Here is a 17892-nt window from a genome sequence, read left to right as displayed (position 1 = left end):
AATCAATATTTATTGGGATAGCCATAATTTTTGACTTATAGTCGAGCGAACTGACCCGTGCGGGAGCCGGTGCGAATGCGTAAGTCCTTGATGCGAATGACACTTCGCCAACTGCAGGTGTTCCGTGCGGTGTGCGAGAGCCGTTCCTACAGCCGCGCCGCGGAGGAAATGGCGCTGACGCAGCCGGCGGTCAGCCTGCAGATCCGCCAGTTGGAGGAACTGGTCGGCCAGCCGCTGTTCGAGTACATCGGCAAGAAGCTCTACCAGACCGACGCCGCCGACGCCCTGCTGCGCGCCAGCACCGACATCTTCCAGCGCCTGGAAGTGCTGGACATGCAGCTCTCCGACCTCAAGGGCTCGCTGCAGGGCCAGCTGCGCCTGGCGGTGGAGTCCAGCGCCAAGTACATCACCCCGCACCTGTTCGCCGCCTTCCAGAAGCAGCACCCGGACGTCAGCCTGCACCTCACCGTGGTCAACCGCGCCCAGGTGATCAAGCGCCTGTCGGACAACCGCGACGACCTGGTGATCATGTCCCTGGTGCCGCAGGACATGGCCCTGGAATTCCTGCCCTTCCTGAACAACCCGATAGTCGCGGTGGCGCCGCCCGACCACCCGCTGTGCAGCGCCGCCAAGCTGTCGCTGAAGGACCTGGAATCCTGGCCGCTGCTGATCCGCGAGCCCGGCTCGGGCACGCGCAAGGCCTGCGAGGAACACTTCCAGCAGAAGCGCGCGCACTTCCCGCAGACGCTGGAATTCGCCTCGCTGGAAGGCTCACGGGAAGGGGTATTGGCCGGCCTCGGCCTGGCCCTGCTGCCGCGCCACGCGGTGAGCCGCGAACTGCGCGCCGGGCTGCTGCGCGAACTGCCGGTGGAGGAGTTGCCGCTCTACCGCAGCTGGTGCCTGGTGCACGCCCGCGGCAAGCGCCTGAGCCCGGTCGCCCAGGCGTTCGTCGCCTTCATCCGCGAGGAGCGCGCGCTGATCAGCCAACTGGCCGAGCGCTTTTCACCGACGCCCGCGCAGAATTGAGGTAGTTGGCGGCGATCAGGTCGGGATAATCGGACATCTCGCGGTCGAGGCGTTGCGCTTCGAGGCGCTCCTCGATGGCCCGGCGGAACTGCATGCGGCGCTGGTCCTCGAGCTTGCGGCGGGTCTTGCTGTCCAGGTGCTGGGTGTCGTCGATATGGCGTTGCATCTCGCATCTCCCAAGGCCGAAGGGCTGGAGACGCCAGGATGCGGACGACGGATGACAATTTGAGGGCGCGGCGGTGAAGCGCCGGTGACGCCGACGAGCGGTCGGCGCCGCCTCAGGACGTCTCTTCCGACCGCGGCTCCTCGTGGCTCTTCACCACCTTGGGCGACAGGCGCAGGCTGCGCAGGCTGCGCTTGACGCTCTTGAGGTGGTTGACCAGGTCCGGGCCGCGGGCCATGGCCACGCCCATGGCCAGCACGTCGATCACCACCAGGTGGGCGATGCGCGAGGTCAGCGGGGTGTAGATGTCGGTGTCTTCGTGGACGTCCACCGCCAGGTTCACCGTGGCCAGGTCGGCCAGCGGGGTCTGGCTGGGGCACAGGGTGATCAGGGTGGCGCCGGCCTCGCGGACCAGGTTGGCGGTCACCAGCAGGTCCTTGGAGCGGCCGGACTGCGAGATGCAGATGGCCACGTCGCTGGGCTTGAGGGTCACCGCCGACATCGCCTGCATGTGCGGGTCGGAATAGGCCGCGGCCGAGAGCAGCAGGCGGAAGAACTTGTGCTGGGCATCCGCGGCCACCGCGCCGGAGGCGCCGAAGCCGTAGAACTCCACACGCTGGGCGTGGGCGATGGCGGCGATGGCGCGCTCCAGGGCGTGGGTGTCGAGCTTCTCGCGCACTTCCATCAGCGAGTGCAGCGTGGTGTCGAAGATCTTCAGGCTGAAGTCGGTGACCGAGTCGCTTTCGCTGATCGCGAACTGGCCGAAGCTGGCGCCGGCGGCCAGGCTCTGCGCCAGCTTCAGCTTGAGGTCCTGGAAGCCGGTGCAGCCGATGGCGCGGCAGAAGCGCACGATGGTCGGCTCGCTGACGCCCACCCCGTGGGCGAGGTCGGCCATGGAGCTGTGCATGACCGAGGCGGGGTCCTGCATCACGTGATCGGCGACCTTGAGTTCCGACTTGCGAAGCAGATGACGCGACTGGGCAATGTGCTGCAACAGGTTCACTGGGCTGGACTCGGCTATGATCGGCGGAAGGGATGTAGTCTGTTTGTAGTTATACTACAAGTCAGGTGGTCACGCCCAGGCAATAAGTGGTGGAGCAGTACCTGATGATGTCCGAAACTTCCGCATTTCCCCTTTCCTGCGACATTCTGGTGTTCGGTGGCACCGGCGACCTGGCGCTGCACAAGCTGCTGCCGGCGCTCTACCACCTGCACCGCGAGGAGCGCCTGCCGGCCGACACCCGCATCCTCGCCCTGGCCCGCAGCCAGCGCTCGCAGGAGGCCTACCTGGCGCTGGCCGAGCGGCACTGCCGGGCGCAGGTCGCGCGGGCCGACTTCAGCGTCGCCGACTGGCAGAGCTTCGCCACGCGCCTGGACTACCTGGCCATGGACGCCTCGCAGAGCGCCGACTTCAGCCGCCTGCGCCAGCGCCTGAAGTTCGGCCACGAGCGCGTGCTGGTGCACTACCTGGCCACCGCCCCGGACCTCTTCGCGCCCATCGCGCAGAACCTCAAGGTCGCGGGCCTGGCCGGACCGAACACGCGCATCGTGCTGGAGAAGCCGCTGGGCCATTCGCTGGAGTCGGCGCGGGCGATCAACCAGGCCATCGGCCAGGTGTTCGACGAGTCGCGGGTGTTCCGCATCGACCACTACCTGGGCAAGGAGACGGTGCAGAACCTGCTGGCCCTGCGCTTCGCCAACACCCTGTTCGAGCCGCTGTGGCGCAGCGCCTACGTCGACCACGTGCAGATCAGCGTCAACGAGACCCTCGGCGTTGAGAACCGCGGCGCCTACTACGACCACGCCGGGGCCATGCGCGACATGGTGCAGAACCACCTGCTGCAGCTGCTGTGCCTGGTGGCCATGGAGGTGCCGGTGCACTTCGACGCCGAGTCGGTGCGCGACGAGAAGCTGAAGATCCTCCAGGCCCTGCGCCCGATCGGCGGCCTCGACGTGCAGGACCGCACCGTGCGCGGCCAGTACGGCGCCGGGCGGATCGGCGGCCAGGAGGTGCCGGCCTACTGGTTCGAGAAGAACGTGGACAACGACAGCGACACCGAGACCTTCGTCGCCCTGCGCGCCGAGATCGACAACTGGCGCTGGGCCGGCGTGCCCTTCTACCTGCGCACCGGCAAGCGCATGGCGAAGAAGTGCTCGGAGATCGTCATCCAGTTCAAGCCGGTGCCCCATGCGCTGATAGGCGACGGCAGCGGCCCGGCCAACCGCCTGTGGATAAGGTTGCAGCCGGAGGAGCGCATCAGCCTGCAACTGATGACCAAGACCCCCGGCAAGGGCATGCGCCTGGAGCCGGCCGAGCTGGACCTGAACCTGGCGCAGACCGCCAGCCCCGGCAAGCGCCGCTGGGACGCCTACGAGCGCCTGCTGCTGGACGTGATCCAGGGCGACTCGACGCTGTTCATGCGCCGCGACGAGGTGGAGGCCGCCTGGCGCTGGATCGACCCGATCATCGCCGGCTGGCAGGAGCACTACCAGCGCCCAAGGCCCTACCCCGCCGGCAGCAACGGGCCGGAGCAGGCGCAGATGTTGCTGGAGCTGCAGGGGCGGCGGTGGTTAGAGTGAGGTTGCTTGCGAATGGGGGTTCGCCGGCAATTTCGGTGCTTGACCTGAAGAGCGCCCTCTCCCTAACCCTCTCCCTGAAGGGAGAGGGGACCGTTGGGCAGAACTAGATGTTCTGGAGTCAGCCGGCAGCACCGAAGGTTTCCGGCTGAAACCATTCCTTCTCTCGGCACGGACTAGCCCCCTCTCCCTTCAGGGAGAGGGCTGGGGAGAGGGAGAGGAGTCAAACCGAAACACCGGGGCCACCTGGAAACCTCATTCGCGAGCAAGCTCGCTCCTACGAAAAGCCCCACCAGCATTGACCCCGCTCAGGGCACCGAGCCCCCGCCCCCGCTAGAGTGCAGCGTTTTATCCACAACCGTCCCCACGCCATGCTCCAAGCCCCCGAACTGCTCTCCCCCGCCGGCTCGCTGAAAGCCATGCGCCACGCCTTCGCCTATGGCGCCGATGCCGTCTACGCCGGGCAACCGCGCTACAGCCTGCGGGTGCGCAACAACGAATTCGACCTGGCCAACCTGGCCGTCGGCATCGCCGAGGCCCATGCCCTGGGCAAGCGTTTCTACCTGGTGGTGAACATCGCCCCGCACAACGCCAAGCTGAAAACCTTCCTGGCCGACCTGGAGCCGGTGCTGGCCCTGGGGCCGGATGCGCTGATCATGTCCGACCCGGGGATGATCATGCTGGTGCGCCAACACTTCCCCGCGGCGAACATCCACCTCTCGGTGCAGGCCAACGCGGTGAACTGGGCCAGCGTGGCCTTCTGGCGCGACCAGGGGCTGAGCCGGGTGATCCTGTCCCGCGAGCTGTCGCTGGAGGAGATCGGCGAAATCCGCGAGAAGGTCCCGGACATGGAGCTGGAGGTGTTCGTCCACGGCGCCCTGTGCATGGCCTACTCCGGGCGCTGCCTGCTGTCGGGCTACATCAATCGCCGCGACCCCAACCAGGGCACCTGCACCAACGCCTGCCGCTGGCAGTACCAGGCGCACCCGGCGCGGGAGGACGAACTGGGCCAGTTGGTGCGCGAGCCGACCCTCGGCGAAGGCGCGCCCAGCGACGCGGTGTTCCTGCTGGAGGAAGGCAACCGCCCCGGCGAATTGATGGAGGCCCACGAGGACGAGCACGGCACCTACATCATGAACTCCAAGGACCTGCGCGCCATCCAGCACGTGCAGCGCCTGGCCGAGATGGGCGTGCACTCGCTGAAGATCGAGGGCCGCACCAAGTCGCACTACTACGTGGCGCGCACCGCCCAGGCCTACCGCAAGGCCATCGACGACGCCGTAGCCGGCCGGCCCTTCGACCGTGGCCTGATGGACGAGCTGGAGTCCCTGGCCCACCGCGGCTACACCGAGGGCTTCCTGCGCCGCCATGTGCATGACGAGTATCAGAATTACCAGTACGGCAGCTCGCGGGCGGAGCGCCAGCAGTTTGTCGGGGAGTTCACTGGCGCCCGCCGTGGCGACCTCGCCGAGGTAAGGGTGAAGAACCGCTTCGCGGTGGGCGACAGCCTCGAACTCATGACGCCGGGTGGGAACCGTACGCTGCGGCTGGAACGTCTGGAGAATGCTCGTGGTGAAGCCATCGAGGTGGCGCCGGGCGATGGGCACGTCGTGTATCTGCCGGTGCCGGAGGAGGTGGGGCTGGATTATGGGTTGCTGATGCGGGATCTGGTGGAGCGGCCGGTGAAGGCGGGGTGTGGGGGTTGTGGCTGCTGAGTGCTCTTCGTAGGAACGCGGGGACGCCTAGTTCTTGCTCGCGAACGGGACTTCGCCGGTAATCTCGGTGCTTGAGCAGAAGAGCGCCCTCTCCCTAACCCTCTCCCTGAAGGGAGAGGGGACTGTTCGGCGTGCTTGGGTATTCCTGAGTCAGCCGGCAACACCGAAGGTTTCCGACTGAAACCATCACTTCTCTCGGCACGGACTAGCCCCCTCTCCCTTCAGGGAGAGGGCTGGGGAGAGGGAAAAGAGTCAACCCGAAACACTGCAGCCACCGACAAACTCCGTTCGCGAGCAAGCTCGCTCCTACAAAATCCCCCCGACCACCAACTCACGGATTCTGCAAAAACACCACATACCCCCGGAACCACGGACTGCGCTCCAGATACTCCGGCGCCTGCCACTGCCCGTACTGCGCCAGGCCGATGCGGAACGGCAGCTGCAGGCGCGCCACCCTGGGCAGGTAGCGCTGGTAGTCGGGAATCGTCCGCCGCCCCTGGTAGGTCTGCACCACCACCTCGTCCACCACGTCCTTGAGTTCATTGATGGTCGCCGGCTCCGCGTTGCTGCTCCAGTCCAGCAGGCCGGTGATGCTCAGGCGGTATTCGATGGGCAGGCGCCGGCGGAAGTCGCGCAGGAAGGCCACGTATTCGTGGAGGTAGCGGGTGCGGGCGTCGAAGTCGATCTGCACGCCCAGCAGCGGGTTGCCGGCGCGCTGCCAGCGGCGCAGCTGGGCCAGCAGGGTCGCGTAGCTGTCCTCGCTCCAGCGCAGGCTGTGGGCGCGGTAGACCAGCCATACCTGGCCCGTGCGCAGGCGCGGCATGGCGATGCCCTGGGCGTGCAGGCGCGCCGGTTGTTCGGGGGCGCCGCGCGAGGCGCTGACCTGGCCCTGCAGCACGTATAGCGTGCGCGCCTGGCGCAGCACCGGCTGGGCCTGCACGCCGCCCCACAACCAGAAGGCGTCGTAGTCGGCGGCGTCCACCACTCCGGCGCGGGCCGTAGCGCTCCACAGCAGCAGGCCCAGCGCCAGGCTCTTCGCGGCCAGGCCCATGGCCGCGCTACCAGTAGTACTTCAGCGATTTCGCCCAGGGCGTATCGGCGTACTGCGTCTTCAGCGTGCGGAACCAACGCTTGCGCTGCGCCGGGGCGATGTCCTGCTTGCCGCAACCGTTGTAGCCGCTGGGCGCGTAGCAGTTGATGGCGCGGTACAGCGCGTAGGCCTTGTCGTCGCTGCCGGCCTGGGCGTCGGCGATCACCTTCAGGTAGCCGTCCAGGCGCGAATAGGGCTCGCCTTCGAACAACGACGGGCTGCCGCCCAGTTCGCGCACGCCGGGCTGGTTATCCAGCGGGAAGCTGTCGAGGTTGTTGCGCAGGATGAACTCGCCGAAGCAGTTCAGCGCCTGCGGCGGCTGCGGCTCCTGCTGCAGGGCCAGGGCGAGGTCGCGGATGGCCGGGCAGTCGTAGCCGGAGCTGCCCTTGCCGCCCGGCCACTGGAACAGGCTCAGCGGCTGCCCGCCGCCATAGACGAAGCCAAGGCTGGCGCTCAGCGGCTTGGTCGATGGCTCGGCCGGCAGCAGCGCAAGGTCGTTGACGAAGTTGGCGTAGCGGCCGTGCAGCAGGTCCTTGTACAGCAGGGTGAAGAGCGCGGTGTCGCGCTCCTCGGCCGGCGCCGTCTCGGACTTCACCTGCTGGCGCAGCAGCTCGGGGCCGGCGATGTGGCGCAGCAGCAGCTCGCGGATGGCCGGGGTGCGCACCGGCGAGTTCTCCGCATAGACCTTCACCAGGCGGTCGCTGCGCTCGTAGTTGAAGGCCAGCGCCAGTTCCAGCTGCTCGCGCTGCAGCGGCTGGCGGGCCAGGGGCAGCAGTTGCAGCCAGAGCTTCTCCGCGCCCAGCCAGTCGTTGCCGGCCTCCAGGGCGAAGCCGCGCAGGGTCTGCTGGCTGAAGGCGAGGTAGTCGAGCTTCTGCGGCAGGGCCTTCGGCAATTGTTCGGCCGCCTTGGCCGGCTGTTCCTCGACGTACAGCTGCCAGGCGGCCAGCAGGTAGTCGTGCAGCCCCGGCAACTCGGCGAACAGCGGCTTCTGCGCCTGCAGCCCGGGCAGGTCGAGGGCGCGGCCCTCGCCGGCCTCGTGGTGGCGCATCTGCATCAGGTCGAGCACCGCCAGCAGGCGCGGGTCCTTGACCTCGGCCGGGTGCGCGCTGACCAGCAGCTTGTTGTCCACCTCGGCGATCAGCTGGGCCTGGTCGGCGTTGCCCTGGGCCGCTTCCGGCTGGGCGAACAGCCAGGCGTACTCCGCGGCCAGGCGCCCGGGGTCGTTCATCAGCCAGTACACGCGGCGCATCAGGCCCTTGGCCGAGGTGGCGTAGCGGCCCTGTGGATAAGCCTGCAGGTAGGCCTTGAAGTCGCTCTCGGCGACCTTCAGCGCGGCCTGGTCGACCTTGCGCAGGTCGGGGTAGCCCATGTCGTCGAAGGCGTTCTGCTGCGCCTGGTTGAGCTGGCTGCGGCCAAGCATGTAGCGCGCCGTCTCGCGCAGCCATGGCAGCCGGCTGTCGTGCAGGGCCTGGAAGCTCTTGCGCGCGGCCGGGAAGTGGCCGCTGTAGAAGGCGGCGACGCCCTGCAGGTAGCCGGCGAAATCGCGCCCGGCGGGGGAATCCACATCCTTGGGCAGCAGGCCGGCGAGCTGCGCGTCGTCCCACTGGCAACCCTGCAACAGGGCCAGGCGCGCCCGCGCCAGGCCCTGCCGCTCGGCGGGCGGCAGGTCGGCGGCCAGCAGCTGGGCGAGGAAGTCCAGGGCGGTGGCCGGGTTGTTGCTGCGGCAGCGGCTGCCCTCGCCGCTGGCGAAGCGCTCGCCCTCGGCCGGCACCGCGTCCGCCGGCAGGCCGATGCGCACCGCCAGCTCCGCCAGGGGCGCCGCCGGCTTGGCCGCGGCGGCCGCTGCGGGCTCCACGGTCATGGGTTCGTCGAACAGCCGCGTCAGCGGGAAGGGCACCAGGCCGTAGCCCAGCTGCTGCTCGTCATCGGACAGCGCCTTGACCGGCAGACTGGCGCGGCCGGCATCGGCCAGCAGCAGTTGCAGGTTGACCCGGCTGTCGTTGCCGGGGCTGAGGAACGGCAGGCTGTTGCACACGTCCAGGGTGTCGCGCTTGAGGTTCCAGCTCGGGTAGCAGGAATCGTCGCTGCTGGCGTAGGCCTGCTGCGCGGCAAGCACGCCGAAGGTGAGGGCCAGGAGGGGGAGTCCACGCGGGCGCATGCAAGGTCCTTGTCCGTTGGGGCCCGCGCCTTGGCGCGGGGAATTCGCTCTTTGGGCTGGAATCTTACCTCGGCGCACAGGCACTTGCCGCATTCACACAGGCGCCGTAGGAAAAACCAGACGGCGCGCTGCGGCAGATTGTCCAGCTGCGCCGCTATTTGCTGCGGCGCAAAGAAGGTTTTCGCCCAAGGGGTTTCCCTGTGGACAACGCAATCTCGTCCATTAGGAGAAGTACCCATGGCTGACCTGGAAAAAACGCCTTTCTCGCGCCGTAGCCTGCTCGCCGGAGCCGTCGCGCTCGGCGTCGCCGGCTCGGTCCTCGGCAGCGGTCTGGCCTTCGCCAAGGAGTCGGCGCCGCTGCAGACCGGGCCGGCGCCGGACCTGTCGAAGCTGGCCAGGAGCAAGGTCGAGCTGCTCACCCCGCCCTTCGTCCATGCCCACGAACAGCGCACCAGCAGCAAGCCGCGGGTGGTGGAGTTCCGCATGGTCATCCAGGAGAAGGACCTGATCATCGACGACGACGAAACCCACGTCCACGCCATGACCTTCAACGGCTCGGTGCCCGGCCCGCTGATGGTGGTGCACCAGGACGACTACGTCGAACTCACCCTGGTCAACCCGGCCAGCAACACCATGGCCCACAACATCGACTTCCACGCCGCCACCGGCGCCCTGGGCGGCGGCTCGCTGACCATCGTCAACCCCGGCGAGCAGGTCAAGCTGCGCTTCAAGGCCACCCGCCCCGGCGTGTTCGTCTACCACTGCGCGCCCGGCGGGATGATGATCCCCTGGCACGTGGTCTCGGGCATGAACGGCGCGATCATGGTGCTGCCGCGCGACGGCCTGAAGGACCGCGACGGCCGCCCGCTGAAGTACGACAAGGTGTTCTACATCGGCGAGCAGGACTTCTACGTGCCGCGCGACAAGGACGGCAAGTTCAAGCGCTACGCCACGCCCGCCGAGAGCTTCAACGACACCATGCAGACCATGAAGGGGCTGATCCCCAGCCACGTGGTGTTCAACGGCCGGGTCGGCGCCCTGACCGGCAAGAACGCGCTGACCGCCAAGGTCGGCGAGACCGTGCTGATCGTCCACTCCCAGGCCAACCGCGACACCCGCCCGCACCTGATCGGCGGCCACGGCGACCACGTCTGGGCCACCGGCAAGTTCGGCAACCCGCCGGAGGAAGGCCTGGAGACCTGGTTCATCCCCGGCGGCGCCGCCGGCGCTGCGCTGTACACCTTCCGCCAGCCGGGCCTGTATGCCTACCTCAACCACAACCTGATCGAGGGCGTGGCCCTGGGCGCCACCGCGCACTTCCAGGTCGAGGGGCAATGGGACTCCGACCTGATGAGCCAGGTCGAACCGCCCTCGCCCATCAAGTGACGCCACCGGCCGGCCCGCGAGGGCCGGCCCCGCCACGAGGGAACGCCGATGCGCAAGGCGCTGATCATCGCCCTTCCGCTGCTGCTGGTGGCCATCGCCCTGGGCGCCTGGCTGCCGCGCAGCGACCCGAGCCTGGCGCCGGAGACCGTCAGCCTGACGCCGCGGGAATACCGCTTCCGCCCCGCCGGCGACTACTGGCGCGACGCCCGCCCGGTGGACGCGCCGCTGCGCAGCGAACGCCTGGCGCCGCGCTTCGCGGTGATGAAATACCAGGTCAGCCGGGCCGAATACGCCCGCTGCGTGGACGCCGGTGCCTGCCTGGCGCTGGATGGCCAGGCCGCCACGCCCGGCGCCGACCTGCCGCTCACCGGCGCCAGCCTGCTGGACGCGCAGCTCTATGCCGAGTGGCTGTCCAGGCGAACCGGCCAGCGCTGGCGCCTGCCCAGCGATGAGGAATGGGCGTTCTTCGCCGGCTCGCGCTGGGCCGACGACGCCCTGCGCATCGACGACGACGGCCGCAACCCGGCGCGCCGCTGGCTGGCGCGCTACCGCTTCGAGGCCGCGGCGGCCAGCGAAGGCCCGGCCCGGGCACAGCCGCGCGGCAGCCATGGCCTCAACGAACTGGGCGTGGCAGACCTTGCGGGCAACGTCTGGGAGTGGACGCAGAGCTGCCACACGCGGGTCAGCCTGGACGCCGATGGCGCGGAAAAGAGCCGCGTCGAGGCCTGCTCGATCCGCATCGCCGAGGGCCGCCACCGCGCCGCCATCAACGAATTCGTCCGCGACGCCCGCGGCGGCGGCTGCAGCGCCGGGCAACCGCCGGACAACCTGGGTTTCCGCCTGGTCAGAGAGCTGCCTTGACTTGATCCCACTCAAGTTTCGCCACCCCGCGAAACGGGTATGCTGCGGCGGGCCCCAGGGAATCCCGAGCGTGAGCGACAAGCCGACGATCAACCGCGCCTGGCTGGCGAACCTGCCACCCTTTGCCAACTGCACCCGCGAGGAACAGGACGACATACTCCGCCCGGCCAGCGTGCTGCCGCTGCACTGCGGCGCCACTGTGTTCGAGCAGGGCGAGCCGGCCGAGCACTTCTACCTGCTGGTGCACGGCCGCCTCAAGGCCACCCAGCTGACCTGCGACGGCCAGCGCGTGCTGGTGCGCCTGGTCAACCCCGGCGACCTGTTCGGCTTCGTCCGCGCCCTGGGCCGCGAGGACTACCCCGCCAGCGCGACCGCCACCCAGGAAAGCCTGGCGCTGGCCTGGCCCACCGCGCTGTGGGAACCGCTGCTGGCGCGCCACCCCGGCTTCGCCCTGAACACCGTGCAGGCCATCGGCGTGCGCCTGCAGGAAGCCCACGTGCGCTTCTGCGAACTGGCCACCGAGGAAGTCGAACGCCGCGTCGCCCACGCCGTGCTGCGCCTGGTGCGCAGCAGCGGCCGCGCGGAATCCGAGGGCGTGCGCATCGACTTCCCGGTCAGCCGCCAGGACATCGCCGAGATGACCGGCACCACCCTGCACACCGTCTCGCGCATCCTCTGCGCCTGGGAAGGCCGCGGCCTGGTGCGCAGCGGCCGGCAGAAGCTGCTGGTGCGCAACCCGCAGCAGCTGCTGCACATCGCCGAGGGCGACGACGAACGGGAAACCGCGCACTGCGACGCTTGACCGCAATCAAGGAGCCCGGGCCACCGCCCTTCCTAGACTGGCGCCTGCCTACCGCACCGACTCCCGAGGCCCGCCGCCATGCACGACAACCTGACCGAACGCACCCTCAGCGACCTGGCCTGCAGCCTGCCCGGCAGCACCAGCCTGTTGCGCGACTACAAGCTGGACTTCTGCTGCGCCGGCCAGCGCAGCCTGCGCGAAGCCGCCAGCGAACTGGGCCTGGACGCCGAGCGCATCGCCAGCGAACTGCGCGCCCTGCGCCCGGCCAGCGAAGAGCGCGACTGGCGCCAGGCGAGCAACGCCGAACTGATCGAGCACATCCTCGAGCGCTACCACCAGCGCCATCGCCAGCAGTTCCCCGCGCTGCTGCCGCTGGCCCAGCGCGTGGAGCGCACCCACGCCGCGCACCCGCACTGCCCCCACGGCCTGGTGGCGCTGCTGGAACGGATGCAGGAAGAACTCGAATCGCACATGTGCAAGGAGGAGCACATCCTGTTCCCCTGGCTGAACCAGGGCGTGCCGCTGCTGCACGTGCAGGGGCCGATCGGGGTGATGCGCCACGAGCACGACGAACACGCCCAGTCCCTGGCCGCGCTGGCCGAGCTGACCGACGACCTGACCGCCCCGGCCAACGCCTGCACCACCTGGCGCGCGCTCTACGCCGGGCTGGAGGAGCTGCGCCGCGACCTGATGCAGCACATCCACCTGGAAAACAACCTGCTGTTCGTCGGCGCCAACCGGCCGCAATGACCATTCATCGGCCGGAGGCCGGCGTGACAGCATGCCTCACCCCCGAACCTGCGCATGGCGAGCATACTGGGCGGATGTCCCCTGCCCAGGAAAGCTCCGCCATGCAGTCCCAGCGCGTCCACCAGCAGATCCTGCGCGGGCATCACCTGTTCGATGCCCTCGACGAGGCGCAGCTGGAACAGCTGCTCGCCACCTGCCAGCTGCTCAACCTCGACAAGGGCGACAAGCTGTTCCACCAGGGCGAGCCGGCGCATGCGTTCTTCTTCGTGATATCCGGCGCGGTGAAGATCTTCCGGCTGACCCCGGAGGGCCAGGAGAAGGTGCTGGAAGTGGTGGTCGGCCGGCAGACCTTCGCCGAGGCCATGATGTTCATGGACACCCCCGACTACGTCGCCTCGGCCCAGGCGCTGGAGCCGACGCAGGTCTACCGCTTCGCCAACCGCACCTACCTGGAGCTGCTGCACAGCAACCCGCAGCTGCCCTTCGCCCTGCTCGGCACCCTGTGCATCCGCCTGCACCGGCGGATCAACGAGATCGAGACGCTGTCGCTGAAGAACTCCACCCACCGGGTGGTGCGCTACCTGCTGACGCTGCTCAACCGGCACGGCGACGCCGACCTGCGCTTCGACCTGCCGATGGCCAAGCAACTGGTGGCCGGGCATTTGTCGATCCAGCCGGAAACCTTCTCCCGCGTGCTGCGCCGGCTGATCGACGAACGCATCATCGACCTGCAGGGCCGCACCGTGCAGGTCCTCGACCCGCTGCGCCTGGAGCAGTTCGAATAGGCATGCGCCAGTGCCTGTATTGCCAGCAGGCCAGTCCCGACGACCAGGCCGACTGCCCGCACTGCGGCATGCCGCTGCCGGCCGAACAGGCCCTGGCCCGACAGAAGCGGCTGCGTCGGTTCAAGCTGTTCTGTGTCGTCCTTGCGGTGTTCTGCGTGGCCATGGCGGTCTGGTTGCCGCGCTAGGCGTCCCGAAACCGGCCTGCCGGCCGGATCGCGGATGAATCCGCTCCTACCGCATGAGCGAGCATGGCTTTTCGTAGGATGGTGTTGAGCGAAGCGATACCCATCACCGCAACCGCATGGGTTTCGCAAGCTCAACCCATCCTACGAAAAGCACCCTGGAGCAGCCGGCAAGACGCTTGCTCCTACGCTGTTTCCGGGTTCGCACTGCGCCGAGGTGCTTTTCGTAGGAGCGAGCTTGCTCGCGAACGGGGTTTCCGGCGACGCAGGTGTTGGGCTCAAGAGCGCCCTCTCCCCAACTCTCTCCCGCAAGCGGGAGAGGGGGCTGTCCTGAGCGGCCGGTAAATCGGTCGCGAACGGGTCTCGCTGCGGGGGTTGGTTCGCGAGCAAGAACTGGGCGTCCCCCTCGCTCCTACAAAGGGCTGTCCACCGCCTCACTCGCCACATCGTCCCCCTGTAGGAGCGCGCCCTGCGCGCGATTCGCGGGCAGGGCCCGCTACAATGGCGCACGGCCTCACTCGCGGCGGCGGGTCAACTGGCGGTACAGCTGCGGCAGGCGCAGCGGCAGCTGGGCCGGGTCGTGCAGCATCTGGTAGCCCTGGTGGCCGAACAGGTGCGGCAGGTAGTCCGCCGCCTCGCGGTCGATGGTCAGGCAGAACGGCAGCACCCCGGCGCGGCGGGCTTCCAGCACCGCCTGGCGGGTGTCCTCGATGCCGTAGCGGCCCTCGTAGCAATCCAGGTCGTTGGGCTTGCCGTCGGTGAGGATCAGCAGCAGGCGCTGACGCTCGCCGCGTTCGAGCAGCAGTTGCGTGGCCCGGCGGATCGCCGCGCCCATGCGTGTGTAGTAGCCGGGGCGCAAGGCGCGGATGCGGCCGCGCACGGCGTCGCCATAGCGCTCCTCGAAGCTCTTCAGCTGGGTCAGGCGCACGTGGTGCCGGCGCAGCGAGGAAAAGCCGTATAGCGCGAAACGATCGCCCACCGCCTGCAATGCCTCGCCGAACAGCAGCAGGCTGTCGCCGATCAGGTCGATGACGCGGTGGCGGTCGTCCAGGTGCGCGTCGGTGGACATCGACAGGTCGGCCAGCAGCAGGCAGGCCAGGTCGCGGCGGGTTTGCCGGCGTTCGAGGAACAGGCCGGTCTCGGCGCAGGCGCCCAGGCGCCGTTCGACGCTGAAGTCCAGCCAGGCCTGCAGGTCCGGCTCGCTGCCCTGGGGCTGGCGGCGCAGCCACTGCGGTTGCTGGCGCAGGCCTTCGAACTGCCGGCGCAGACGCCGGGCGATGGGCGCCAGCGCATCCGGCAGCGGCGCCGGCGCGGCGTCGCGCGGCAGCATCGGTTGCAGGCAGACGTGGTCGGGCAGCAGGCACTGGCGCCGGTAGTCCCACTCCGGCAGGCGGATGCCCTCGCCCAGCGGCAGGTCGTCGTATTCGGCCGCCGGCAGGTCGAGGTCCAGGCGCAGGCCGCCGCCCTTGCGCTGGCGTTGCCGGGACAGGCTCAGGTGGTCGAGGTCCTCGGCCACCCGCGCGGCGTCCAGGTCCTCGCTGTCGTCGCCGGCGCGGTCCAGCTCGACGTGCTCGGACCAGCTGAACAGGTTCTCCAGACGGAACAGCAGCAGGCCGCCGCGCCCCGGGTCCTGTTCGGTGCGCTCGCCACGCTTGCGGGCGATGCCGTTGCGAGCGTCGCCCGTCGGCCTGCCCTGCTCGTCGCCGTCGACCAGCTCGGTGCGCTGCGGCGCCGCCAGTTGCTGCGGCGGATACAGCCACAACGGCAGCGGCCAGGGCGCGCGCTCGCTGCGCGGCAGGCGGAGGACGCTGCCCGGCTCGCGCAGGGCCTGGCGCAGCGCGCGCTCCAGCAGCGCCTCGGCCGGCGGCAGCTGGGCCGGGTCCGGGCGCAGCGGCAGCAGCGCCTCCACCAGGCGTTCATAGCGCGGGCGCAGCAGCGGGTAGCGCTGCAACACGGCGAGGGTCCAGGCCTGGTTGTCGCCGGCCCAGTGCCGCAGCGGCTGGCTGTGTGCCGCGAGCAGCGCCAGCCAGCGGTAGAGTTCACGATTCAGTTGCGCATCGGGGTACACCGCCAGGCTGGGCGGCAGGCGCAGGGAGTCGGCGTCGAACCAGGCCACCGGCAGCTGCTGGCAGGTGCCGGCCACCTGTTGCAACAGGCTGCGGCGCACCAGCAGTTCGCGCGGGCTGGCCGCCTCCACGCCGACGCCGGCCTCGCCGCCGGTGCCGCGGAACAGCAGCAGCAGGCTGCGGCGGACCTCGTCCAGGCTCACCGCCGCGTCCTCGAAGGTCGGGCTCGCGCGGCGGGTGATGAAGCGGTGCCAGGCGCGGCCGAAGCCTTCCTCCAGTTCCAGGTGAATGGTCATCGCGGCCTCGCAAAAAAAGGGCCCGCTGCCAGGCAGACGGGCCCCGGGGGAGGGAACTCAACCGGCCTGCTGCGCCACGCCCACCGCGATGCGGCCGCGCTGGCGGAAGCTCAGCAGGTAACAGATCAGCCCGATGAGGAAGCCGAAGCCGGCGTACAGGCGCAACCAGAAGAACACCTTCAGTTGCTCCACCGTGGCCATGAACGGCATGGCCGCGCCGTCGGCCGGCATCCGCTGCAGCCACACCTGCACCACGCCGGCGGCGGTCAGCAGCAGGGTGATCAGCAGCATGGAGATGGTCATCAGCCAGAAGGCCCAGATCTCCAGGCTCTGCGCCCGGGCGTCGGCCGCCTCGCCGATCCCGCGCAGGCGCGGCATGGCGTAGCTGATCAGGGTGATCACGATCATCACGTAGGCGCCGTAGAACGCCAGGTGGCCGTGGGCCGCGGTCAGCTGGGTGCCGTGGGTGTAGTAGTTCACCGGGGCCAGGGTGTGCAGGAAGCCCCACACGCCGGCGCCGAGGAACGCGGTCACCGTGGTGCCCAGGGCCCAGAGCGAGGCGGCCTTGTTCGGGTGCTCGCGGCGACGGCGGCGCACCATGTTGAAGGCGAACAGCACCATGGCGAAGAACGGCAGCGGTTCAAGGGCCGAGAAGATCGAGCCGAGCCACAGCCACACGCCCGGCGCGCCGATCCAGAAGTAGTGGTGGCCGGTGCCGATGATGCCGGTGATCAGGGCCATGGCGATGATCACGTAGAGCCACTTCTCCACCACTTCGCGGTCGACGCCGGTGACCTTGATCAGCACGAAGGCCAGCATCGAGCCCATGATCAGCTCCCACACGCCTTCCACCCACAGGTGCACCACCCACCACCAGTAGTACTTGTCGCGGGCCAGGTTCTCCGGGTTGTAGAAGGAGAACAGGAAGAACACCGCAAGGCCCACCAGGCCGGTCATCATCACCACGCTGACCACCGTCTTGCGGCCCTTCAGCAAGGTCATGCCGATGTTGTAGAGGAAGCCCAGGGCGACCACGACTATGCCCAGCTTGGTGATGGTCGGCTGTTCGAGGAACTCCCGGCCCATGGTCGGCAGCAGCTCGTTGTGGGTCAGCCTGGCCAGCCCCGCGTAGGGCACCAGCAGGTAGCCGAGGATGGTCAGCACGCCGGCGATGGCGAACACCCAGAACAGCACGATCGCCAGTTTCGGGCTGTGCAGTTCGCGGTCGGCCTCCTCCGGCACCAGGTAGTAGGCCGCGCCCATGAAGCCGAACAGCAGCCAGACGATCAGCAGGTTGGTGTGCACCATGCGCGCGACGTTGAACGGGATGGCCGGGAACAGGAAGTCGCCGACCACGTACTGCATGCCCATGACCAGGCCGAAGACGATCTGCCCGACGAACAGCATCAGGGCGAACACGAAGTACGGCTTGGCCACCGCTTGCGAAGCGAATTTCAGATGGGGATTGCCCGGGTTCATGCTCAACCCTCCTTGTTCGGCGGCCATTTGTTGGTATCGATCTTCGAGGTCCAGCGCAGGAAGGCCGCCAGGTCCGCCACCTCCTGGTCGCTGAGGTGGAACTGCGGCATCTGCCGGCGTCCGGGGATGCCCAGCGGCTGCATCTTCATCCAGGCGGCGAGGAAGCTGTCGAAGGCGGCGTCACCGCCGCGGCGGCCGATCACGTTGCCCAGCTCCGGCGCGAAGTAGGCGCCCTCGCCGAGCAGCGAATGGCAGCCGACGCAGTTGTTCTGCTCCCACACCAGCTTGCCGCGCACCACCGACTCGGTCAGCTCGGCCTGGTTGGTGCGTTTGGGGAAGGTGGTTTCGGTGTGATAGGTCAGGGCGAGAAACACCAGGAAGAAGAAAACGCCTCCCCCCAGGTATATGTTCCTCGCCATGCCCTTGGTGAAGGTGTCTGACATGGGGTCCTCCTCGGTCTCGATTTGCGGCCATTCTAGGAAGCCCCCCGGGCCGATCCGCTTGATGGCGATCAAGAAAGACCAATGCTTCCTGTCAGGTATTTATTTTCAGGGAA

16 protein-coding genes are annotated in these 17892 nt (G+C 68.6%); 9 read left to right on the top strand and 7 right to left on the bottom strand.

All coding sequences use genetic code 11. From position 1 onward, the window contains the following. Window positions 1–90: 90 nt before the first annotated feature. Complete coding sequence (locus RN02_RS11915; protein WP_116424636.1) at window positions 91–1026, top strand: LysR family transcriptional regulator; 936 nt, start codon at window positions 91–93, stop codon at window positions 1024–1026. On the opposite strand, the gene RN02_RS11910 is transcribed toward RN02_RS11915, so the two are convergent. Next, window positions 980–1192, bottom strand: a complete 213-nt coding sequence (locus RN02_RS11910; protein WP_043314695.1) for a PA3496 family putative envelope integrity protein — start codon at window positions 1190–1192, stop codon at window positions 980–982. The genes RN02_RS11915 and RN02_RS11910 overlap by 47 nt on opposite strands. Window positions 1193–1304: 112 nt before the next feature. Beyond that, window positions 1305–2192, bottom strand: coding sequence for a transcriptional regulator HexR (hexR, locus tag RN02_RS11905; protein ID WP_043314694.1), 888 nt, complete (start codon window positions 2190–2192; stop codon window positions 1305–1307). A gap of 107 nt (window positions 2193–2299) precedes the next feature. Between hexR and zwf the strand changes: the two genes are divergently transcribed. Both zwf and trhP read left to right on the top strand, forming a co-directional pair. Beyond that, window positions 2300–3769 (top strand): glucose-6-phosphate dehydrogenase, encoded by a 1470-nt coding sequence (gene zwf, locus RN02_RS11900; RefSeq protein ID WP_167361039.1) that lies wholly within the window; start codon window positions 2300–2302, stop codon window positions 3767–3769. 368 nt (window positions 3770–4137) lie between these two features. Next, window positions 4138–5481, top strand: a complete 1344-nt coding sequence (gene trhP / locus RN02_RS11895) for a prephenate-dependent tRNA uridine(34) hydroxylase TrhP (protein WP_043314693.1) — start codon at window positions 4138–4140, stop codon at window positions 5479–5481. Window positions 5482–5812: 331 nt separating this feature from the next. Here the strand turns inward: trhP and RN02_RS11890 are convergent, their stop codons facing one another. Together RN02_RS11890 and RN02_RS11885 are read right to left on the bottom strand one after the other, a co-directional pair. Then, window positions 5813–6532: a DUF3142 domain-containing protein gene (locus RN02_RS11890; protein WP_043314692.1), complete on the bottom strand. Its 720-nt coding sequence runs from the start codon at window positions 6530–6532 to the stop codon at window positions 5813–5815. Between the two features lie 7 nt (window positions 6533–6539). Next, complete coding sequence (locus RN02_RS11885) at window positions 6540–8729, bottom strand: outer membrane assembly lipoprotein YfiO (protein ID WP_043314691.1); 2190 nt, start codon at window positions 8727–8729, stop codon at window positions 6540–6542. A 237-nt stretch (window positions 8730–8966) separates the two neighbouring features. Here RN02_RS11885 and nirK point away from each other — a divergent pair, with 237 nt between their 5' ends. From nirK to RN02_RS11855, 6 genes are all read left to right on the top strand, one after another. Continuing rightward, window positions 8967–10115 (top strand): copper-containing nitrite reductase, encoded by a 1149-nt coding sequence (gene nirK / locus RN02_RS11880; protein ID WP_043314690.1) that lies wholly within the window; start codon window positions 8967–8969, stop codon window positions 10113–10115. A 48-nt stretch (window positions 10116–10163) separates the two neighbouring features. Beyond that, window positions 10164–10976 (top strand): SUMF1/EgtB/PvdO family nonheme iron enzyme, encoded by an 813-nt coding sequence (locus RN02_RS11875; RefSeq protein WP_043314689.1) that lies wholly within the window; start codon window positions 10164–10166, stop codon window positions 10974–10976. A gap of 70 nt (window positions 10977–11046) precedes the next feature. Beyond that, the gene (locus RN02_RS11870) at window positions 11047–11778 is read left to right on the top strand and encodes a Crp/Fnr family transcriptional regulator (RefSeq protein WP_009614906.1); all 732 of its coding nucleotides are present in this window, start codon (window positions 11047–11049) and stop codon (window positions 11776–11778) included. A 78-nt stretch (window positions 11779–11856) separates the two neighbouring features. Beyond that, on the top strand, window positions 11857–12528 hold the full coding sequence (ytfE, locus tag RN02_RS11865; protein WP_009614903.1) for an iron-sulfur cluster repair protein YtfE: 672 nt from the start codon (window positions 11857–11859) through the stop codon (window positions 12526–12528). 101 nt (window positions 12529–12629) lie between these two features. Next, window positions 12630–13313, top strand: a complete 684-nt coding sequence (locus tag RN02_RS11860) for a Crp/Fnr family transcriptional regulator (protein ID WP_009614901.1) — start codon at window positions 12630–12632, stop codon at window positions 13311–13313. Between the two features lie 2 nt (window positions 13314–13315). Continuing rightward, window positions 13316–13498 (top strand): hypothetical protein, encoded by a 183-nt coding sequence (locus RN02_RS11855; RefSeq protein WP_043314688.1) that lies wholly within the window; start codon window positions 13316–13318, stop codon window positions 13496–13498. A 511-nt stretch (window positions 13499–14009) separates the two neighbouring features. Here RN02_RS11855 and RN02_RS11850 read toward each other — a convergent pair. From RN02_RS11850 to RN02_RS11840, 3 genes are read right to left on the bottom strand one after another with little or no spacing between them, the layout of a single operon-like run. Beyond that, window positions 14010–15857 (bottom strand): nitric oxide reductase activation protein NorD, encoded by a 1848-nt coding sequence (locus RN02_RS11850; RefSeq protein ID WP_043314686.1) that lies wholly within the window; start codon window positions 15855–15857, stop codon window positions 14010–14012. 57 nt (window positions 15858–15914) lie between these two features. After that, window positions 15915–17336, bottom strand: a complete 1422-nt coding sequence (locus RN02_RS11845) for a cbb3-type cytochrome c oxidase subunit I (protein WP_009614895.1) — start codon at window positions 17334–17336, stop codon at window positions 15915–15917. 2 nt (window positions 17337–17338) lie between these two features. Further along, window positions 17339–17779 carry a c-type cytochrome gene (locus RN02_RS11840; RefSeq protein WP_043314711.1) on the bottom strand — a complete coding sequence of 147 codons (441 nt, stop codon included), beginning with the start codon at window positions 17777–17779 and terminating at the stop codon, window positions 17339–17341. Window positions 17780–17892 lie beyond the last annotated feature (113 nt).

The organism is Pseudomonas sp. PI1, assembly GCF_000812405.1.
Classification (GTDB): Bacteria; Pseudomonadota; Gammaproteobacteria; order Pseudomonadales; family Pseudomonadaceae; genus Pseudomonas; species Pseudomonas citronellolis.
Note: the sequence above shows the minus strand (reverse complement) of the source record. Positions and strands in the feature narration are given on the sequence as shown.

Coding starts and splice junctions, on each gene's coding strand:
- RN02_RS11885 (WP_043314691.1), bottom strand. CDS start 8,729: ATGCGCCCGCGTGGACTCCCCCTCCTGGCCCTCACCTTCGGCGTGCTT.
- RN02_RS11875 (WP_043314689.1), top strand. CDS start 10,164: ATGCGCAAGGCGCTGATCATCGCCCTTCCGCTGCTGCTGGTGGCCATC.
- nirK (WP_043314690.1), top strand. CDS start 8,967: ATGGCTGACCTGGAAAAAACGCCTTTCTCGCGCCGTAGCCTGCTCGCC.
- RN02_RS11855 (WP_043314688.1), top strand. CDS start 13,316: ATGCGCCAGTGCCTGTATTGCCAGCAGGCCAGTCCCGACGACCAGGCC.
- RN02_RS11915 (WP_116424636.1), top strand. CDS start 91: ATGCGAATGACACTTCGCCAACTGCAGGTGTTCCGTGCGGTGTGCGAG.
- RN02_RS11840 (WP_043314711.1), bottom strand. CDS start 17,779: ATGTCAGACACCTTCACCAAGGGCATGGCGAGGAACATATACCTGGGG.
- ytfE (WP_009614903.1), top strand. CDS start 11,857: ATGCACGACAACCTGACCGAACGCACCCTCAGCGACCTGGCCTGCAGC.
- RN02_RS11910 (WP_043314695.1), bottom strand. CDS start 1,192: ATGCAACGCCATATCGACGACACCCAGCACCTGGACAGCAAGACCCGC.
- RN02_RS11850 (WP_043314686.1), bottom strand. CDS start 15,857: ATGACCATTCACCTGGAACTGGAGGAAGGCTTCGGCCGCGCCTGGCAC.
- RN02_RS11845 (WP_009614895.1), bottom strand. CDS start 17,336: ATGAACCCGGGCAATCCCCATCTGAAATTCGCTTCGCAAGCGGTGGCC.
- RN02_RS11860 (WP_009614901.1), top strand. CDS start 12,630: ATGCAGTCCCAGCGCGTCCACCAGCAGATCCTGCGCGGGCATCACCTG.
- RN02_RS11890 (WP_043314692.1), bottom strand. CDS start 6,532: ATGGGCCTGGCCGCGAAGAGCCTGGCGCTGGGCCTGCTGCTGTGGAGC.
- zwf (WP_167361039.1), top strand. CDS start 2,300: ATGTCCGAAACTTCCGCATTTCCCCTTTCCTGCGACATTCTGGTGTTC.
- trhP (WP_043314693.1), top strand. CDS start 4,138: ATGCTCCAAGCCCCCGAACTGCTCTCCCCCGCCGGCTCGCTGAAAGCC.